Here is a 19,063-nt window from a genome sequence, read left to right as displayed (position 1 = left end):
GTGGACGTGCAGAGTGAGCGGCGACCCGCGACGCAGGCTCCCTTCGGGGTGCCGGTAGAAGGCGGCATGATGAGCGACGTGGCCATGGTGCAGCAGGCCTTCGGCGTCAATCTCTCCTACCAGGACATCGCGTTCCGGGAGCGGCTCATCGCCCTGCGTGAGCGCTTCCCGCTGCTGGCGGAGCTGGACCTGAGAGGGCCGGCAGCGCCGGACGCAGGGAGGTCAGCATGAACCTTGTCGCGTTGCAGGGGATCCGTGGCGGTGTGGGCACCACCTCTCTGGTCGCCGGCCTGGCGCTGGCGGCCCGGGAGCAGGGTGCCCGGGTGCTGGCGGTACGACCCCAGAGGCTGGAGCCGGCTGGCGGACCCGACGCGGGAGTGGCGTTCGGCACTCTATCACTATGAGGAGGGGCTGGATCTGCTGCCCCATGGCGGCCAGCAGGGGACATCGGCAGGAGCCTGGCTGCAGGCCATCGAGGGCTATGATCTGGTGCTGCTGGATCTGCCCATGGGCCAGTTGCCCGGGTTGCCCTGCAAGCGCTTGACCATAGTCAATGCCGACGCCAACTGCCATGTGCGTCTCTACCGCCATGTCTGGGGGGATGGGGAGCGATTGCTGGTGACCCAGTTCACCAGCCGCCGTGCCCTGCAACAGGATCTGCTGGATCTCTGGCAGGCGGGCGGGTTGCCCCTGCTCGGGCTGCGTCTGCATCGGGACGAGGCGATGGCCGAGGCCATGGCCGCCAAGCAGCCGGTGGGTCGCTATGCTCCCACCAGCCTGATCGCCCACGAGCTGACCGCCCTGGCCTGCTGGTGCCTGGACATCGAGGGCGCCGACCCATGCTAGCCAGGCTGCTGACCCCGACGGCGGGCCTCTGGTGCTCCCAGCGCTACCAGGCACTGCGCCGCCAGGGCGGCTCCCGGCTGGGGTCCGCCGGTCTGACCCTGGTGTGGCTGCTGGCCTGGACCCTCTTCCCCCTGGAGCGCCATGGCTGGCAGTGGGTGCTGGGCCACGCCCAGAGTCTCTATCCCCAGCTGGCCCGGCCCCGCGTCGGGGATCCCCTGCGCATCCTGTTGCAGAGCCTCTGGCTCATAGTGCGCCGCCCCGAGCCCATCCCCCTGCACTGGCCCGCCTCCTGGCAACGGGCCTGGCAATGGGGCACCCAGGCCCTCGGCACCCTGCTGATTCGGCAGGAGGAGAGGGGGCTGGCGGCGGCCAGGGCCACCCCCCGCGAGGCGCGCTGGAAGAGCGTGCTGCTCTGCGTGGTGGCAGGCATCCTCTCCCTGCTCTGCATTACCCAGCCCTTCACCCTGCAGGCGCAGCTGGTCTTCGTTCTGCTGCTCGCCGCCATGGCCTTCATTTTGCGCGCCGTGCCGGGCCGCTACCCCATGTTGATGATGATGGTGCTCTCCCTCACCGTCTCCTGCCGCTATATCTGGTGGCGCTACACCTCCACCCTGGACTGGTTCGATCCTCTCAGCCTCACCTGTGGTCTCTTGCTGCTGGCCGCCGAGACCTATGCCTGGGTGGTGCTGCTGCTTGGCTACTGGCAGACGGCCTGGCCGCTGCACCGCCCGCCGGCGCCGCTGCCGGCGGACCCGGCCCAGTGGCCCAGGGTTGACCTGATGATCCCCACCTACAACGAGGATCTCGCCATCGTCAAGGGCACCGTCTATGCCGCCATGGGGCTCGACTGGCCCGCTGACAAGCTGACCATCTGGCTGCTCGATGACGGGGGCCGGGAGTCGTTTCGCGAATTTGCCGAAGGGGCGGGGATCCGCTATGTGGCGCGGCCGACCCACGAGCACGCCAAGGCTGGCAACATCAACTACGCGCTCAGGCAGGCGAGCGGGGATCTGGTCGCCATCTTCGACTGTGATCACCTGCCAACCCGCTCCTTCCTGCAGATGACGGTGGGCTGGTTTTACCGGGATCCCAGGCTCGGGGTGGTGCAGACCCCCCATCACTTCTTCTCCGCCGATCCGTTCGAGCACAACCTGCAGCGGTTTCGCAAGATGCCGAACGAGGGGGCTCTCTTCTACGGTCTGGTGCAGGATGGTAACGACATGTGGGACGCCAGCTTCTTCTGCGGCTCCTGCGCCGTCATCAAGCGCTCGGCGCTGGACGAGATCGGCGGCATCGCGGTGGAGACGGTCACCGAGGATGCCCACACCTCGTTGCGGCTGCACCGCCTTGGGTACACCTCCGCCTATATCCGCATCCCCCTGGCGGCGGGGCTGGCCACCGAGAGTCTCTCCGCCCACATCGGGCAGCGCATCCGCTGGGCGCGTGGCATGGTGCAGATCCTGCGCCTGGACAACCCCCTGTTTGGCAAGGGGCTCAACCTGGGGCAGCGGCTCTGCTACTTCAACGCCATGCTGCACTTCCTGTCGGGCATACCGCGTCTCATCTTCCTGACGGCGCCGCTCGCCTTTCTGATCCTGCACGCCTACATCATCTACGCCCCGGCGGCGGCCATCGCCCTCTACATGCTGCCGCACATCTTCCACAGCGCCCTGACCAACTCCCGGTTGCAGGGCAAGGTGCGCCACTCCTTCTGGGGCGAGGTCTACGAGACGGTGCTGGCCTGGTACATAGCCCGGCCGACCACGGTGGCACTGTTTGCACCCCACAAGGGCAAGTTCAACGTCACCGCCAAGGGGGGCATGACGGAGGAGGTGTATCTGGATCTGGCGGTCTCCAGGCCCTATCTGATCCTGATCCTGCTCAACCTGTGCGGGTTGGGCTTTGGCATCTGGCGCATCGCCACCGGCCCGGCCGACGAGGTGTTGACCCTGATCCTCAGCATGCTGTGGACCCTCTACAACATGACCATACTGGGGGGGGCTCTGGCGGTGGCGTTCGAGTCGCGTCAGGTGCGCACCAACCCCAGGGTGGAGATGGTGATGCCGGCGGCCATCAAGCTGGCCAACGGCCACCTCTACCCCTGCACCGTCAAGGACTACTCCAATGGCGGGGTGGGTGTCCTGCTCGAGGATCCCCTGCCCCTGGTCGACAAGGACAGGGTCTGGTTGCTGCTGCGCAATGGCCAGCGGGAGCAGGCCTTCGCCGCCAAGGTGCAGCGGGTGTTCGGCCGCAAGCTGGGGCTGGAGCTGGCGCCCATGGATCAGACCGAGCACATCGCCTTCATCCAGTGCACCTTTGCCCGGGCCGACACCTGGTCCCTGTGGCAGCAGCGCCTCGGCAAGGATCGTCCGCTCCACAGCCTGCTCGACATCACGCAGCTCGGCTGGGGGGCTTACTGGCGCCTGGCGCGCGCCTCACCCATAGGGTTTGTTTGTATCCTGCTTGAGAAGCTGGTTCGCTGGCTGCTCTCTTTCGTTCCACGTCGCGTCTCGCCGGGTTTCCGGTCCGGGGCTCCGACCACACAGACAGTGAAAGGATGATGAAACCACAACGCTACCTTGTCCCTCTGCTGCTGATGACGCAGAGTGCGCTGGCCGCCGAGGCCAGCGGCCCCCTGCCACCCGTGCCCGCGCCGGTGCGCAGTCAGGCGCTGAGTTTCGAACAGATGTCCTCGACCCCGGGCACCCTCTCCCTGCGCGGCAACGCACCGGACGGCCAGGCGGACTTCACCGTGCGGCGTGACGAGGTGGTCACCCGGGCCAGCCTGGATCTCGACTTCACCCCGTCCCCCTCCTTGTTGCCGCTGCTCTCCCAGATCAAGGTCTACCTCAATGACGAGCTGATGGGGGTTACCGCCCTCACCAAGGCGCAGATGGGGGAGCGTACCCATGCCCGCATCGAGCTGGATCCGCGCTACGCCAAGGATTTCAACCGGATCAAAGTGAGCTTCGTCGGCCATTACCAGAAGGTGTGCGAGAACCCGGCGAGCGATACTCTGTGGCTCAACGTCAACCGGGACAGCAAGCTGAACCTGCAACTACAGACCCTGCCGGTGCGCAACGAACTCTCCTTCTTCCCCATGCCGTTCCTCGACGTGCGAGACGATGGCAAGCTGATCCTGCCCATGGTGTTCAGCGGCACTGTTCCGCTCCTGCAGCAGCAGGCGGCGGCCGTGCTGGCGTCCTGGTTCGGTACCAAGGCGCAGTGGCGGGGTCAGCACTTCCCCGTGCTCATCAACCAGTTGCCGGATCGCAACGGGGTGATCTTCGCCATCAATGACGCGCGTCCCGATTTCCTGGTCGACTACCCCAAGGTGAAGGGGCCCACCATCGACATGATCAGCTCCCCCGACAACCCCTATGTGAAGCTGCTGCTGATCCTGGGACGGGATCAGCAGGATCTGCTGACTGCGGCCAGGGGGCTGGCCCAGGGAGAGGTGCTGCTGCGGGGTCAGAGTGTGCTGGTGGACGAGGTGAAGCCACTGGCTCCGCGCCAGCCTTATGATGCCCCCAACTGGGTGCGGCTCGATCGCAAGATGCGGTTCGACGAGCTGACGGATTATCCGGGCCAGCTGCAGGCCACGGGCAGCCGGCTCTGGCCCATGAACCTGACGCTGCGCCTGCCGCCGGATCTCTATCTGCTGGGTGCCAATGGCATCAAGACGGAACTCAAGTACCACAATACGGCGCCGACCCGGCGAGATGGCTCCCGCCTGGACGTGGCGGTCAACGGCCAGTTCATGAAGTCGTTTCCGCTCGAACCGGGTGAGGCCAAGAGTGAGCAGTTGCTCACCCTGCCGCTCTGGTTCGCCGCCGATAACGATGCCACGGCGCTGCGCATGCCCGGGCTCAAGACCACTCAGGCCAACAGCCTGAGCTTCTCGTTTGAATATGCCAGGGAGATGATGGGGGGGAATGAGGACGGTCGCTGCGATCTGGTGATGCCCCCCGCCCATCAGGTGCGCATCGATGAGGGCTCAACCATCGACTTCACCGGCTATCGCCACTTCATCGAGATGCCGAACCTCAGGGCCTTCGCCTATGCGGGCTTCCCGTTCAGCCGGATGGCGGATCTCGCCGACAGCCAGGTGGTCATGCCCGCCAGGCCGCACCCGGCGCAGATCACTACCCTGCTCGATGCCGTGGGTGCCATCGGGGCCGAGACCGGTTATCCGGCCCTCTCCCTGCGAGTCCTGGATGATTGGGAGCAGGCCCGCACCGCTGATCTGGATACCCTGCTCATCGGCACCCTGCCTGAGGAGTTTCAGGGGGATCTGGCGCCAGATGCCCTGCTGCAGTCCACCCGCAGCTGGGTCAACGAGCCGACTCGCCAGCATCAGGGGGATCTGCTGCACAGCATGGCCGATCGCCAGCCTCAGGCCAGGGTCGGCATGACCGGCAACCGCGCCATCGCCGTCATCCTGGGTCTGCAGTCGCCGACCCATGAGCAACGCAGCCTGGTAGCCCTGCTGGCCGACGGCCCGGCGGGGGTCAAGCTGCTCAACGACACCCTGCAAAACACCACCCTGCGTGGCCAGGTCGCGGGGTCGGTGGCCATTATCCGGGAGTCCGGAGTGAAGAGTCTGGCGGTCGGGGATCGTTATGAGGTGGGCTATCTGCCCTGGTGGGAGCGCATCTGGCAACTGTTTGCCGAGTATCCGCTGCGCCTTGCCGGACTGACGCTGCTCTGCATGCTGGTGCTGGGCTGGGGCCTGCGGGTGCTGCTGGCCGGTGCCAGCCGTCGCCGCCTGAAGGAAGACTAAGAGATGACTCAGATGAAAAATGCCTGTGGCGCCCTGCTGCTCTGGGCCCTGTGTACCCTGCCTGCCCTGGCGGCTTGTGACTGGCCCGAGTGGGACTATTTTCGCCAGCACTACATCAGCGAGGAGGGGAGAGTGATCGACCCTGCCGACGGTCGGCGGATCACCACCTCCGAGGGCCAGAGCTACGGCCTCTTCTTCGCTTTGGTCAACAACGACAGGGAGACCTTCGCCCGTCTGCTCGACTGGACCGAGCGGCGGCTCGCCCGCGGGGATCTGACCGGCTTCCTGCCCTCCTGGCTCTGGGGTCAGCGAGAAGATGGCAGCTGGGGCGTGCTGGACGAGAACAGCGCGTCCGACTCGGATCTCTGGATAGCCTACAGCCTGCTCGAGGCGGGCCGTCTGTGGGACAACCACAGCTACGAATCCATCGGCACCCTGCTGTTGCGGCGCATCGCCCGGGAGGAGGTCGCCACCGTCCCCGGTCTCGGCCCCGTGCTGCTGCCCGGCGCCCACGGCTATACGGGGGAGGGGCGCTGGACCCTGAACCCGAGCTACCTGCCGCCCCAGTTGCTGGCCCGCTTCGCGGCGCTGCAGGGGCCCTGGCGCGAGATGCGTGGGCAACTGCCGAGGCTGCTGCAGGAGAGCGCACCCCTGGGCTTTGCCCCCGACTGGGTTGACTGGCAGGGGGAGAAGGGGTGGCAGGTGACGACGGACAAAGGCCCCCAGGGCAGCTATGACGCCATCCGCGTCTACCTCTGGCTCGGCATGCTGAACGACGAGGATCCCGCCAAGGCGCCCCTGGTGGCACACTTCACCCCCATGCTGGAGAGCACGGCGGCCCTTGGCGCCGTCCCCGAGCGGGTCGACACCCGGAGCGGCCAGACTCAGGGGCGGGGACCGGTCGGCTTTGCCGCCGCCCTGCTGCCCCTCTCCCAGGGGCAACCGATGCTGGCCACCCTGCGTGAGCAGGTGAAGCAGCACGGCGAGCAGGCCGACGCCTATTACGGCAGCGTCCTGACCCTGTTTGGCGCAGGCTGGGATCAGGGTCGCTATCGCTTCGCCGCGGACGGCACCCTGCAACCAGGCTGGAGCGAGTCATGCCAAGCAGATTGACCCTGGGTTGCCTGCTCGTCGGCCTGATGGGCGGCACCCTGGCTCAGGGGGCGGTGCAACCGGTGTCGTGGTTGCTGGAGCAGGTCCGGATCGGGGAAGCCCGCGGGCGGGAGGATCTCGTCAGCAACAGTCTCTACTCCCTCTCCCTGGTGGAGCCCAATCACCCGGAACTGCTGGCGGCCCAGGCGCGCCAGGCCCTGCGTCAGGGCAAGACCAGGGAGGCCGGGGAGTTGCTCGCCCGGCTCGGCAAGCAGGATCCCGACTCTGCGCTCTATCGCCAGGGCATGGCCAATCTCGCCCTGAGCGATCCGGCCCGGCGCCAGCAGTTGCAACAGGCGAGGCTGCTGACCAGCGCCGGTCGACTGGAGGAGGCTGAACGTCTCTATCGAAGCCTGTTCGCGGGGGACAGGCCCCCCAATCTCGAGGTGGCGGTGGAATATGCCCTGCTGCAGATGCGCATCCCCGCCATGAAGGCAAAGGGCATGGCGATGCTGGAGAGTCTGAACCGACAATATCCGGGTGAGCCACGGGTGCGCAGCGGGCTGGTCCGCCACTATCTGGCCGACGGGCGGCGCCAGCAGGCTCTGGGGCTGCTGCGCGAGATGGCGCAGGATGACAACAGCCGCGGGGAAGCGGCCGCGATCTGGCTCGCTGACATCGAGGCCATGCCGGTCGGCCCCCGGAGCATCGACGAATTGAAGCAATACATCCCCCTCTTCAGTACCGAGATGGAGGCCGACAAGGCCGAGGCGCTGCTCGCGATCCAGGAGGCGCAGTGGGCCTCTCCGGCCTATCGCTTCCGTCAGCTGGCGCTGGCCCGTACCGCCAGCGGCGGGGCCACCATCGCCGAGCTGCAGCGGGCCCTCGCCGCCAATCCCGGGGATCCCGAACTCATGGGGGCCCTGGGTCAGGCCTATTCCCGCAACGATCAGCGCGCGCTCGCCATCACCCAGTTCGAGCGGGTGCTGCGCCATCCCGATGTGACCGACAAGGACAAGTGGGCCAGCCTGCTGACCACCAATCGCTACTGGCTGCTGGTCAACCAGGGCTCCCAGGCCCTGGCGCAGCAGCAATGGGAGGCGGCGGCGACCCGCTATCGCAGCGCCATTGCCCTGGATGGCAAGGAGCCGGAGGCCTGGCTCGGATTGGGAGACAGCGAGCGGGGCCGTCATCGCGACGGCGAGGCCGAGCTCGCCTATCAGAAGGCCTTCGCCATGCCGGGCGCCCGTGATCGGGCCCTGGCCCGGCTGTTCGATCTCTACAAGGGGCAGGATCCGGCGCGGGCACTGGCCCTGCTGGATCAACACGGGAGTGCAGCCCTGCAGGCCGAGGGCAAGCGGCTCAAGGCCGAGCTGTTGCAGGAGCAGGCCGATCAGCTCGACAAGGCTGGCAAGCTGCCCCAGGCCCTGACCCAACGCCAGGAGGCGCTGCGGCTGCTGCCGGATGATGTCTGGCTGGCCTATCGGGTCGCCGCCACCCAGGCCCGTCTCGGGGATGTTGCTGGCGGGGAGCGGTTGCTGCGGGGGCGGTTGGCGGCGCAACCACAGAACGACAGCCTGCGCTACGCTACTGCCCTCTACCTGTCGGGGCAGGATCAGTCATCCCAGGCCCGCGCCGTGCTGGCCGAAGTGCCAGCCGCGCGTTGGTCGGCTGACATGCAGGAACTGGATCGCCGCCTCGCCCGTGGCGAGCTGCTGGCCAACGCCAGGCAACTGCACCTGGAGGGGGATGGGGCGGGCGCCGAGCGCCTGCTGCAGCCGTTGCAGCCCGATGATGAGGTGACCCTGATGCTGGCGGGCTGGGCCGCGGAGCGGGGGGATGTCGCCGGGGCAGAGCGCCATTACCGCGCGGTGCTGGCGCACGCGCCGCAGCAGCCCGAGGCCAGGCTTGGCATGGCTGAGCTGGCCCAGACCAGGGGAGATGTGGCTGAGGCTCGCCACTGGCTGCCGGCCTGGCCGGTCAGCCCGCTGCCGGCGGACGAGTTCAACTACTACCGCCGGGTGGCAAACCTCTATCAGGCGCTGGGGGAGGGGGAGACGGCGCGGGCCATCTTCACCGGCTACGAACCCCTGGTGTCGACGCAGCCGGCCTCCCAGCAGACGGCCCTGTTCTGGCGGGATGCCGCCCGTCAGCGCTTCGCCACCGGCGACGCCGAGGGGGCCCTGTCGCGGGATCGCAAGGGGCTGGTGGCGGCGGGCCTCTCTCCCCGCGAGGATCTGGATGAGGGCGCCCTGACCGCGCTCGCCCGCAGCCGTGACGGCGAAGACTGGCTGGCCTCCGGGCTGCGCGGTGATCTGGACAGTCACTATCGGCAGCAGCAGACCACTGTCTCCCTCGACAGCGACTACTGGGGATCCAGCGGCACCGGGGGGCTCTCCGATCTGCGGGCCCTGACCCAGATGGTGCAACTGGATACCCCCCTGGCTGGCGGTACCGCCTTTGGCCGCCTCGAGCTGGTGGACATGGATGCGGGCCGGCTGCCGGCCTCTCCCTACCGAGAGGAGTTCGGCACCTGCGCCGCCCGTGATTGCAGTGGGCAGGAACATCAGCAGAGCCGGGGCACCACCCTGGCGGCGGGCTGGCACAAGGGGGCCTGGGCCTTCGATCTGGGCACCACGCCGCTCGGCTTCGAGGTGGTGGACTGGGTCGGCGGCGCGACGGTGGAAGGAGATCTGGGGGATCTTGGCTGGGGGCTCACCCTCTCCCGACGGCCTGTCAGCAGCTCGCTGCTCTCCTATGCGGGCACGGTGGATCCGGGGACGGGCATCAGCTGGGGCGGGGTGAGAGCGAACGGGGTTCGCCTCGATCTCAGCCATGATCTGGGGGGCACCGTCGGTTTCTGGGGCAGCGCCCAGCAACACCTGCTGACGGGCAAGAACGTGCCGGACAACTGGCGCACCCGGCTCATGGGAGGGGGCTACTACAAGCTCATCAACGAGACGAACCGCCGGGCCAGCGTGGGGCTCAGCACCATGCTGTGGCATTACCAGCAGGATCTGAGCGGCTACACCCTGGGGCAGGGGGGCTATTACAGCCCGCAAGGGTACTTCTCGCTCTCGGTGCCGGTCAGCTACCGGCAGCGCACCCCTGACTGGTCATGGGAGCTGGGAGGCTCGGGATCCTGGTCCCGCTCCCGTACCGACGACAGTCGTCGCTACCCGCTGGAAGGCCTGTTGCCCACCGGACTGCCGGACAGGAATGCGCCGGTGCAGGGCGGCAGCAGCAGCGGCTTCGGCTATACCCTGAATGCTGTGGTGGAGCACCGCCTGACCGAGCACTGGCGCATCGGCGGGCGGATCGACATCCAGCAGGCGGATGACTATGCCCCCAGCCATGCCACCCTCTTCCTGCGCTACACCTTCAAGCCCTGGCAGGGGGATCTCGACATGCCGCCCCGGCCGTTGACCCCCTACGCGGACTTCGACTGACAGGAGCGCCCGATCTCTTCGGGCGCCCTTATTTCAGATAGGAGCGCAGCACCCTCACCACCTGATCCAGATCTTCCAGCCGCTCTGCCGGGGTCGCTTCCGCCGCCCCCAGATGCTCGCGCATGTGGCCTTCCAGCACCTCCAGCATCAGGCCGTTGACGGCGCCGCGGATGGCGGCAATCTGCTGCAAGATGGCGGCGCAGTCCGTCTCCTGCTCCAGGGCACTCTCCAGGGCGCCGGTCTGTCCCTTGATGCGTCTGACCCGTGCCAGCAGCTTCTTCTTGTCGTGAACCGTGTGTGACATACAGGATCCTCTCGCGCATTAAAACTATACTGGGGTATAGTATATAGCATTGTCGCTCTCAGGAGAAATTCATGTCATCCCTCGCTTCATCCCACTGCCAGCAACCCGTCGTTCATGAAGGGAATCCGCTGGCCGAACAGAAAACCCGTTGGGCCGTGCTGCTCACCCTCATCATGATGGTGGCGGAAATCGGCGGTGGCTGGTTCTACAACTCCATGGCGCTGCTGGCGGATGGCTGGCACATGAGCTCCCACGCCCTGGCCCTCGGCCTTTCGGTGCTGGCCTATCGCGCCGCCCGTCACTTCGCTCGGGATCACAGATTCAGCTTCGGTACCTGGAAGATAGAGGTGCTGGGAGGCTTCAGCAGCGCCCTGCTGCTGGTGGGGGTGGCGGGTCTGATGCTGTTCGAGTCGGTGGCCCGGCTGCTGGATCCCAGCCCTATCCACTATCAGCAGGCCATCGGCATCGCCATCGGCGGCCTGTTGGTGAACCTGGCCTGCGCCTGGTTGCTCAAGGACGATCACGGTCATCACCACGGTCACGGCCATCATCATGACCACCATGACCACCATGACCACCATGACCACCATGACCATCATGGTCATCACCACCACGGCCATCAGGATCTGAACCTGCGTGCCGCCTACCTCCATGTGCTGGCGGATGCGGCCACCTCTGTGCTGGCCATCTTCGCGCTGGTGGGGGGCATGCTGTGGGGAGCCGACTGGCTGGATCCCCTGATGGGCATAGTGGGGGCCGTGCTGGTGGCGGTCTGGGCCCGGGGGTTGCTGAGGGACACGGGTCGCGTGTTGCTGGATGCGGAGATGGACGCCCCCCTGGTGGCGGAGATCCGCGAGGTGATAGCCGAGCTGCCTGACGCCGAGATCCGCGATCTGCACGTCTGGCGGGTGGGGCAGGTGCAATATGCGGCCGTGCTCTCCTTGCGGATGGCGGTCCCCATCCCGGCACAGGCAATCCGTGAACGGCTCGCCATCCACGAGGAGCTGGTGCACCTGACCATCGAAATCGCTCAGGGATAGGAAGTAGGATGGCGCCCGGTGCCTATCCCGGGGCCTTGATTCAGTGCGGCGGGCGTTCGTTCTCCCCCTTGGCCTGATCCTGCCAGAGCGAGCCCAGCATCAGTTTGAGCAGCAGCCCTGGTGGGTCATCCAGCAGCCGGCCGGGTTCCAGCAGCAGGTGACCGTCGGCGCGAAAGCCCAGGCTGGCGTGGGTCGCTCCCTCGTCATCCAGGATCTGGATGATGCCGATCAGGGTTCCCCGCTCACCGGGCTGACAGCGCAGCCGCAGTTCGCGCGGCTCACCCAGCAGGGTGAAGGCCCGGCAGAGGGGTGGCGTCTCTTCGTAATCGGGCCAGCTGAAGAAGTGATACTGCTCGGCGAGTCCCCCGGCCTGCTGACAGAATTGGTGAAACAGCTGGGCAATCCCCTGATACTCCTGATCCAGCCGCTTCGCCTGCTCCTCGATCCGTTTCATCGGTCATGACTCCTTTCTATCCATTTGATCGGAAATTGATTTTTTCCGGCATGAACCCGTCGCTCTGCTGGTATGGGCCCAAAGCGGGGGCGGGTCTGTGAGCGCGATCCAATTTTCGTTATGAAAACGTTATCTTGTTGAAACGGGTTGGTTTTTTTTGCCCGGCCGCTCACATTTACAACAATCTCCGCTGATTAATATGGCATCGCTCGGTTACGACCGGGTACCTCGAGTATCGAGACCAACTACAGCGGGAATTATAAAAAAATGGATATGAAAAAGACCAAGGTGGCGCTGGTAACAGCCTCACTGCTCGCGCTTTTGTCAGGCTGTAACGACAACAGTTCTTCACCCTCCACCCCTCCGACTCCCCAGGATGAGCCCGTCGCTCGTCTTCCCAATGTGCAACCTCCGGCCGAGCAACTGGTGGCCGGCCCCAATCAGGCGGTGATCGCCCTGGTCGACACCCAGAGCAGTGCGGCCCGTGGCGTCGACGGTCCCTTCGCGGGCCACAGCCTGCACCTGTGGAACAACGATGCCTGCAACGCAACGGCAGAGGCAGGTCTCAATACCGGCTGGGATGACAAGAGCAAGACGCCGTCAGCGGCAGACAGCTTCGGCCCGGCCTGGGTGGTGCCGCTCAGCAAGATGGAAGGCTGCATCAACTTCATTGCCCGCAACGGCGATCTGGCGAACCTGACCGGCAGCGACATGAAGGTCATCTTCAGCGAGCACCCGGATCGCACCGTGGCCATCGTCGCGGGCAAGAACGAGATCTTCGGCAGCCGTGCCGAGGCCTTCACCGCCGCCTTCGGCGTGGCGGGAGCCAGTGCCCACCTGATCGACGGCAACACCCTGATCTGGCAAGGGGGCAAGGACAAGCCCCATGTCCGTCTCTATTACACCGAATCCGGCACCATAGCCGCCAACGGCGAAGGGGTATTCGACTTCCCCTACCTCAAGCTGACCCCGACCAGCCTCAGTGCCGAACAGCAGGCCAAGTATCCGCACCTCAAGGATGCCGCCGCTTTTGCCCTGCCGTCAGGGAAAGACCTCAAGCCCCTGCTCAAGGGAGAACTGGTGGCCATCGGCACCGATGCCGACGGTATTTTGCAGGGGGCGACCCTGGTGCAGAGCGCCGGTGCCCTCGATGCCCTCTACAGCGAAGCGGCCACCAAGCTGACTTACGGCGCCATCGTGGAGGGAGGCAATGTCACCTTCCGGCTGTGGGCACCGACTGCGAAGTCGGTCAAACTGGCGCTGTTCGACGAGCAGCACAACGCCATCGGCGAGCGCGCCATGACACAAGACGAGGCCAGCGGCAGCTGGAGCGTGCAGGGTGGCAGCGATCTGGTGGGCAAATACTATCGCTACGACATCCAGGTCTATCATCCGGTCAGCCGCAAGCTGGAATCCTACCAGGTGACCGACCCCTACTCCCTGAGCCTGGCCATGAACTCCGAGTTCAGTCAGGTGGTGGATCTCGACGATCCTGCCCTGAAGCCCGATGGCTGGGACAGCCTGAAGGCGCCCCACAGCCAGCAGAATCCCGCCGACATCACCATCTATGAGGCCCATGTCCGGGATCTGACCGGCAATGACCCCTCGACCGATGAAGAGAAGCGTGGCAAATTCCTCGGGCTGACCCAGCCCGACAGCGTCCCCGTCACTCACCTCAAATCCCTGGCCAAGAGCGGCGTCAGCCACCTGCACCTGCTGCCGGTGTTCGACATCGCTACCGTCAACGAGGATCCGGCCAAGGTGGCGAACATCAGCGATGACTTCAGCAAGCTGTGCGAGGTCAACGCCGAGGTCAAGAACTCCAAGTTCGCCAGCCACTGCGGCGGCGGTGAGACCATCGCGGCGGTGCTGGAAGATCTGCAAGCCAGCGACAGCAAGGAGAACCCTGTGGTGCAGGAGCTGTATGGCTATCTGCGCGGGGTGGACTCCTTCAACTGGGGTTATGACCCTTACCACTACACCACCCCGGAAGGCTCCTACGCCACCAATGCGGAAGGGACGGCCCGGATCAAGGAGTTCCGCGAGATGGTCATGGCCATCAAGCAGAACATCGGCATGAACGTGGTGATGGACGTGGTCTACAACCACACCAACGAGGCCGGCCTCGGCCCGAAATCCGTGCTCGACAAGATAGTGCCCTGGTACTACCAGCGTCTGAACCCGGAGACCGGCTCGGTGGAGAACTCCACCTGCTGCTCCAACACGGCGCCGGAACACGCCATGTTCGCCAAGCTGATGGATGACTCCCTGGTCACCTGGGCGCGGGACTACAAGATCGATGCCTTCCGCTTCGACCTGATGGGCCACCACCCGAAAGATCAGATGGTGCAGGCCCTGGCCGAGGTGAAGAAGGTCAACCCGGACATGTACTTCTACGGCGAGGGGTGGAACTTCGGCGAAGTGCAGGATGACAAGCGCTTCGTGCAGGCGACCCAGAAGCACCTGGCTGGCACCGGTATCGGCTCCTTCTCCGACCGGCTGCGGGATGCGGTGCGTGGCGGCAGCCCGTTCGACGGCGGTGACGCCATCCGCAAGACCCAGGGCTTCGGCAACGGCGCCCTGGTGGATGCCAACGAGGTGGACGGCGTCGATCTCGCCACCGCCCTGCACCAGTCCGACCTGGTGCGCCTCGGCATGGCGGGCAACCTCAAGGAGTTCGTGCTGACCGACAAGGATGGCGTGCCGAAGAAGGGGGCCGACATCGACTACAACGGTCAGAGCGCGGGCTATGCCCAGGATCCGACCGAAATCCAGAACTACGTCGACAAGCACGACAACCAGACCCTGTTCGACAACCTGGTTTACAAGGCGCCAGCAGGGGCCGATCTGGTGCGGATGCAAGGGGTATCGCTGGCCACCGCCATGCTGGGGCAGGGCATTCCCTTCACCCATGCCGGGGTCGAACTGCTGCGCTCCAAGTCCATGGAGCGGGACAGCTATGACTCCGGTGACTGGTACAACCGGGTCGACTACACCCTCGGCGACAACAACTTCGACAAAGGCTTACCACGCAAGGATAAAGACGGCGACAACTACCCCTTGATCGAGCAGGTGCTCGGCCAGCACGCCAAGCCGGGCTCGGCCGAGATGCAGCAGATGGTCAGCTTCTACCAGGAGCTGTCCGAGTTGCGTCAATCCTCCCGCCTGCTGCGTCTGGGCAGCGGTGCCGAGGTGATCAAGCGGGTCGACTTCCGCAACACCGGGCCGGATCAGACCCCGGGCCTCATCGTGATGACGGTGGATGATGGCAGCAAGGCTGGCGCGGATCTGGATCCGGCCATCGACGGTCTGGTGGTGATGATCAACGCCACCAGCCAGAGCCAGACCATCGGCGACTTCCGTGACGGCGACGATCAGCCCATCGACCTCTCCGGCATGGTGCTGAGTGGTAAGCATCGCGGGGTCGACAGCATCGCCAGTGGCGCTGCCGTGGGTAACGGTGAGCTGACCCTGGGAGCCTGGTCTGCTGCCGTCTTCGTCAAGCCGCAGAACGGCGCCCAGGGCGCAGGCCTGCCGGTGAGCAAGAAGACGGATCTGAGCACCCTGCCTCCCTTCGGTGATACCGAGGTGTTTGTCCGCGGTTTCCTGGGGGCCTGGGATCCGGTCAACAAGATGAACTTCAGTGGCAACTATACCTATGAGTTCACCACCGACGTGACGACGGATCAGCTGGGAACGACTCAGGTGAAGATCGCCGGTAGCGACTGGGGTGGTCCCGTCAACTACGGCAAGTGCAGTGATACCGACCAGCTGGCGACCGGCCAGGTCAGTGCGCTCTGTGCCAATGGCGGGGATCTGCCGTTCAATGTTGACAAGGCGGGCAGCTACAAGTTCGTCTTCACCGCCATGAACAAGGACAAGCCGACCTTGAGCGTCAGCTACACCGAGCCGGTGCAGAGCTGCAAGGTGCTGGATACCGTCGCCGGTAATCCGCTCGGCTTCCCGCTCTATGTGCGCGGCAGCCTGAGCGACTGGAACGCACAGCCGACCTATCAGCTGAACTACAAGGGGATGGAGGGCAATCTCGCCATCTATCAGGCCGCCTTCAACTACGCGGGCAGCTTCGACTTCAAGTTTGCCAACGACGACGGCAACTGGAGCAAGCAGTTCTTCGTCAAGGATGCCGGCGGCACCCTGATCGCCCTGGAGCCTGAGCAGTCCTATCCGCTGCAGCACGGCGATGGCGGCATGGGCAACAACAGCATGACTCTGGCCCAGGGCCTGTGGAGCTTCCTGGTCAAGGTCGATCCGACCAAGACCTCTGGCGAGGTGGGTACCGTCATCGTCCAGGAGTGCAGCGCCAAGTAAGCAACCCCATCGAGCCCTGGGCTGACTCGGCACCCCAGGGTTGAATTCCACCTCGCCAAGGGTGGGATAACTCCGAGAGAGTAAGCAAAGCGCGACTGCCGACCGGCAGCCGCGCTTTTTCTTTGTCGTGGTGGGCGAGGCAATAAAAAAGCCGCCCTGCTGGGGCGGCTGTTGGTTGTACCGTTAACGGCCGGCTTAGCGCTTGCGCAGCAGGCGCAGGGCGTTGGCGGTGACCAGGGCGGTGGCGCCGGTATCGGCGAGCACGGCTATCCACAGGCCTGTGATGCCGAGCAGGCTGGTGACCAGAAAGATGGCCTTGAGCCCCAGCGCCAGCGCTATGTTCTGGTGGATATTGGCCAGTGCCGCCCGCGACAGCCGGATCATGGCGGCCAGGCCGCCGAGCTGGTTGTGGGTCAGGGCCGCATCGGCGGTCTCCAGCGCCACGTCGGTGCCGCCCCCCATGGCGATGCCGATGCTGGCCCGCTTCATGGCCGGCGCGTCGTTGATGCCGTCGCCGATCATGGCTACCTTGCGGCTGCTGGCGAGCAGACCAATCTCCTCTACCTTGCCTTCCGGCAGCAGGCCCGCGCGCCAGTCCATGCCCAGCTCGGTGGCGATCGCCTCGGCGGCGCGCGGGTTGTCGCCGGTCAGCATGATGCTGCTTAACCCCAGTTCCTTGAGCTCGCGCAGCGCTGCCGCGGCGTCTGGCCGGATCTGGTCGCGTAGCGCCAGCAGGGCCGTCGGGGCGGCATCAGGCTGACCGAGCACCACCACCGTCTTGCCCTGGTGCTCCAGGGTGGCGATCCGGGCATTGAGGTCATTGTCCAGCGAGTCAATCCGGCTCGGGGCCAGCAGTTGCCAGAGGGTGCCTTCGACGCGCCCCTCCACCCCCATGCCGGGCAGGGCGCGCAGATCGCTTGCTGTGGCCAAGCTCAGCCCCTGTTCGCTCGCTGCCGCCACCACGGCGCGGGCCAAGGGGTGGTGGGAGCCCTGCTCGATGGCGGCGGCCAGCGCCAGCAGTTCGGTCTGTGGCTGGCCATTGAGGCTGATGAAGTCGGTCAGCTGCGGCTTGCCCAGCGTCAGGGTGCCGGTCTTGTCAAAGGCCACTGTATCGATGTGGGCCAGCCGCTCCAGGGCCGCACCGCCCTTGATCAGGGCCCCCTGCCGGGTTGCCGCCGCCAGGGCCGAGGTAACCGCCGCCGGGGTGGAGATCACCAAGGCGCAGGGGCAGCCGATGAGCAGCAGCGCCAGGGCGCGATAGATCCACTCGTCCCAGCTCTGGCCGAAGGCTAGCGGTGGCACCAGCATCACCAGCAGGGCGACCAGCATCATGGCCGGGGTGTACCAGCGGCTGAAGCGGTCGATGAAGCGCTCGATGGGGGCGCGCTGGCTCTCGGCCTCCTCGATGAGGTGCAGGATGCGGTCGATGGCGTTGTTGCCGGGCTCGGAGACCACCTCCAGGCGCAGCACCCGATCCGCCGCCAGACTGCCGGCGGGCACCTTGTCCCCCTGACGGCGCTCCACCGGGATGGACTCGCCGGTCAGGGCGCTCTCGTCAAACGCACCGAGCTCATCGAGCAGGCGGGCATCTGCGGCCAAGCGGGCGCCCGGGGCGATTTCGATGATGTCGCCGGGGCGTAGCATCTCGGCGGCAACCTCTTCCCGTACGTCACCTTCTGCTGTGGTACGAATGCGCAGCGCCTTGTCGGGCACCAGGGCCATCAGGGCGGTGACCCCGGCGCGGGCGCGACCGGCGGCGTAGGCCTCCAGGTGTTCCCCCAGCATGAAGAGCAGCAGCACCATGGCCGCCTCGGCGGTCTCCCCGAGGAAGAGGGCGCCGAGCGCCGCCACCGTCATCAGGGTCTCGATGGCGAAGGGGGAGCCGCTTCGGGTCAATGCCCACGCCTTGCGGGCGACGGGCCAGAGCCCCCAGAGTGTCGCCAGGGTAAAGAGCGGCTGGCCGAGCTGGGCCGGCAGCAGGGCGGCCACCCCCATCAGGCCGGCCAGCGACAGAGGCTGCCAATATCTGGTGAGCATGGCCATCTGTGGGCTGCGGCGTTTGGCGCTGTCGTCCCCGGGTTGAATTGCCCCCTTGAGCCGGAAGCCTGCAGCCAGCACGGCGGCGGTGACAGGGTCGGGGGAGAGGCCGGGGGCGAGATCCACCACCAGCTTCTCGGTGGCGAACAGCACGCGAGCCTGGGTGACACCTTCGACCCGGTTGACGGCCGTCTCTATCTTGCGGGCGCAGCTGGGGCAGTCCATCCCCAGCACCTGCCAGCTGTGGCGGCGACTGTCGCGGGTCGGGGCGGGCAGAGGCCCCTCGGTCACTGCTCCATGGGCGCGATGATCATGGTCGTGTGGATGGGAAGGCTTGCCTCCGGCGTCACGGCCCCTGGGGGGGTCTTCATCCCCGGGTCCCTCGTCGACCCCGTGCGCCTGGTGATCCTGGGGCGCCGGGTTGGCGCAACCGCTGGCAGATGCGACCTTGTCGCAGCAGTGGCTGTCGTGCCTGTGCTGATGGGGGGTGGCCTTGCCGATGGCCTTGATGGGGGCGGCATGGGAATGGTTGCAGCAGGATTTGCTCATGATGAGTCCCTCTTGAGTGGATCCCGCCCCTGCGGGATCGCCTATGTCTGAGCCCAGTGTAAACCTTGGTGTTAAGTCCAAGGTCAAGCCCTTCTCTTTCCCACCTCAGCGGGACAGGCGAGACAGGGCCGCAACAAATCCCTCTTGTTAGCGGGTGTTTGTCCCCTGCCGCTGGGCCTA

Annotated in this window: 12 protein-coding genes; 9 read left to right on the top strand and 3 right to left on the bottom strand. The window is 65.9% G+C overall.

Annotated elements, in window-relative coordinates; genetic code table 11:
* The 7 genes from bcsR to bcsC are packed head-to-tail and all read left to right on the top strand — an operon-like array spanning position 1 to position 10,170.
* Positions 1-231 carry a cellulose biosynthesis protein BcsR gene (gene bcsR / locus PG898_RS15480; RefSeq protein WP_226171395.1) on the top strand — a complete coding sequence of 77 codons (231 nt, stop codon included), beginning with the start codon at positions 1-3 and terminating at the stop codon, positions 229-231.
* On the top strand, positions 228-404 hold the full coding sequence (locus PG898_RS15475) for a cellulose synthase operon protein YhjQ/BcsQ (protein ID WP_270824551.1): 177 nt from the start codon (positions 228-230) through the stop codon (positions 402-404). The genes bcsR and PG898_RS15475 overlap by 4 nt, the downstream gene beginning before the upstream one ends.
* Positions 358-846: a cellulose synthase operon protein YhjQ/BcsQ gene (locus PG898_RS15470; protein ID WP_270824566.1), complete on the top strand. Its 489-nt coding sequence runs from the start codon at positions 358-360 to the stop codon at positions 844-846. The genes PG898_RS15475 and PG898_RS15470 overlap by 47 nt, the downstream gene beginning before the upstream one ends.
* Positions 840-3,407, top strand: a complete 2,568-nt coding sequence (gene bcsA / locus PG898_RS15465) for a UDP-forming cellulose synthase catalytic subunit (RefSeq protein WP_270824550.1) — start codon at positions 840-842, stop codon at positions 3,405-3,407. The genes PG898_RS15470 and bcsA overlap by 7 nt, the downstream gene beginning before the upstream one ends.
* Positions 3,407-5,629 (top strand): cellulose biosynthesis cyclic di-GMP-binding regulatory protein BcsB, encoded by a 2,223-nt coding sequence (bcsB, locus tag PG898_RS15460; RefSeq protein ID WP_270824549.1) that lies wholly within the window; start codon positions 3,407-3,409, stop codon positions 5,627-5,629. Before bcsA ends, bcsB begins: the two co-directional genes overlap by 1 nt.
* Positions 5,630-5,632: 3 nt before the next feature.
* Positions 5,633-6,742, top strand: coding sequence for a cellulose synthase complex periplasmic endoglucanase BcsZ (gene bcsZ / locus PG898_RS15455; protein ID WP_270824548.1), 1,110 nt, complete (start codon positions 5,633-5,635; stop codon positions 6,740-6,742).
* A complete protein-coding gene (bcsC, locus tag PG898_RS15450) occupies positions 6,727-10,170 on the top strand; it encodes a cellulose synthase complex outer membrane protein BcsC (protein WP_270824547.1) in 3,444 nt (1,147 codons plus the stop codon). Before bcsZ ends, bcsC begins: the two co-directional genes overlap by 16 nt.
* 28 nt (positions 10,171-10,198) lie before the next feature.
* On the opposite strand, the gene PG898_RS15445 is transcribed toward bcsC, so the two are convergent.
* Positions 10,199-10,474, bottom strand: coding sequence for a metal/formaldehyde-sensitive transcriptional repressor (locus PG898_RS15445; protein WP_005326467.1), 276 nt, complete (start codon positions 10,472-10,474; stop codon positions 10,199-10,201).
* 71 nt (positions 10,475-10,545) lie between these two features.
* Here PG898_RS15445 and dmeF point away from each other — a divergent pair, with 71 nt between their 5' ends.
* The gene (gene dmeF, locus PG898_RS15440; protein WP_270824546.1) at positions 10,546-11,514 is read left to right on the top strand and encodes a CDF family Co(II)/Ni(II) efflux transporter DmeF; all 969 of its coding nucleotides are present in this window, start codon (positions 10,546-10,548) and stop codon (positions 11,512-11,514) included.
* Positions 11,515-11,554: 40 nt separating this feature from the next.
* Here the strand turns inward: dmeF and PG898_RS15435 are convergent, their stop codons facing one another.
* Positions 11,555-11,968, bottom strand: coding sequence for a hypothetical protein (locus PG898_RS15435; protein ID WP_005326471.1), 414 nt, complete (start codon positions 11,966-11,968; stop codon positions 11,555-11,557).
* A gap of 267 nt (positions 11,969-12,235) precedes the next feature.
* On the opposite strand from PG898_RS15435, the gene pulA reads away from it, so the two are divergent.
* Positions 12,236-16,297: a pullulanase-type alpha-1,6-glucosidase gene (gene pulA, locus PG898_RS15430; protein ID WP_270824544.1), complete on the top strand. Its 4,062-nt coding sequence runs from the start codon at positions 12,236-12,238 to the stop codon at positions 16,295-16,297.
* A gap of 195 nt (positions 16,298-16,492) precedes the next feature.
* Here the strand turns inward: pulA and PG898_RS15425 are convergent, their stop codons facing one another.
* Entirely contained in the window at positions 16,493-18,883 is a 2,391-nt protein-coding gene (locus tag PG898_RS15425; protein WP_270824543.1) for a zinc/cadmium/mercury/lead-transporting ATPase, read from the bottom strand.
* Positions 18,884-19,063: the final 180 nt, after the last annotated feature.

The organism is Aeromonas sp. QDB31 (assembly GCF_027707605.1).
Lineage (GTDB): Bacteria > Pseudomonadota > Gammaproteobacteria > Enterobacterales > Aeromonadaceae > Aeromonas > Aeromonas media.
Note: the sequence above shows the minus strand (reverse complement) of the source record. Positions and strands in the feature narration are given on the sequence as shown.

What these genes read in the sequence shown, in the direction of transcription:
- PG898_RS15475 (WP_270824551.1), top strand. Translation starts at nt 228, where the DNA reads ATGAACCTTGTCGCGTTGCAGGGGATCCGTGGCGGTGTGGGCACCACC.
- bcsA (WP_270824550.1), top strand. Translation starts at nt 840, where the DNA reads ATGCTAGCCAGGCTGCTGACCCCGACGGCGGGCCTCTGGTGCTCCCAG.
- bcsB (WP_270824549.1), top strand. Translation starts at nt 3,407, where the DNA reads ATGAAACCACAACGCTACCTTGTCCCTCTGCTGCTGATGACGCAGAGT.
- bcsZ (WP_270824548.1), top strand. Translation starts at nt 5,633, where the DNA reads ATGACTCAGATGAAAAATGCCTGTGGCGCCCTGCTGCTCTGGGCCCTG.
- bcsC (WP_270824547.1), top strand. Translation starts at nt 6,727, where the DNA reads ATGCCAAGCAGATTGACCCTGGGTTGCCTGCTCGTCGGCCTGATGGGC.
- PG898_RS15445 (WP_005326467.1), bottom strand. Translation starts at nt 10,474, where the DNA reads ATGTCACACACGGTTCACGACAAGAAGAAGCTGCTGGCACGGGTCAGA.
- dmeF (WP_270824546.1), top strand. Translation starts at nt 10,546, where the DNA reads ATGTCATCCCTCGCTTCATCCCACTGCCAGCAACCCGTCGTTCATGAA.
- PG898_RS15435 (WP_005326471.1), bottom strand. Translation starts at nt 11,968, where the DNA reads ATGAAACGGATCGAGGAGCAGGCGAAGCGGCTGGATCAGGAGTATCAG.
- pulA (WP_270824544.1), top strand. Translation starts at nt 12,236, where the DNA reads ATGGATATGAAAAAGACCAAGGTGGCGCTGGTAACAGCCTCACTGCTC.
- PG898_RS15425 (WP_270824543.1), bottom strand. Translation starts at nt 18,883, where the DNA reads ATGAGCAAATCCTGCTGCAACCATTCCCATGCCGCCCCCATCAAGGCC.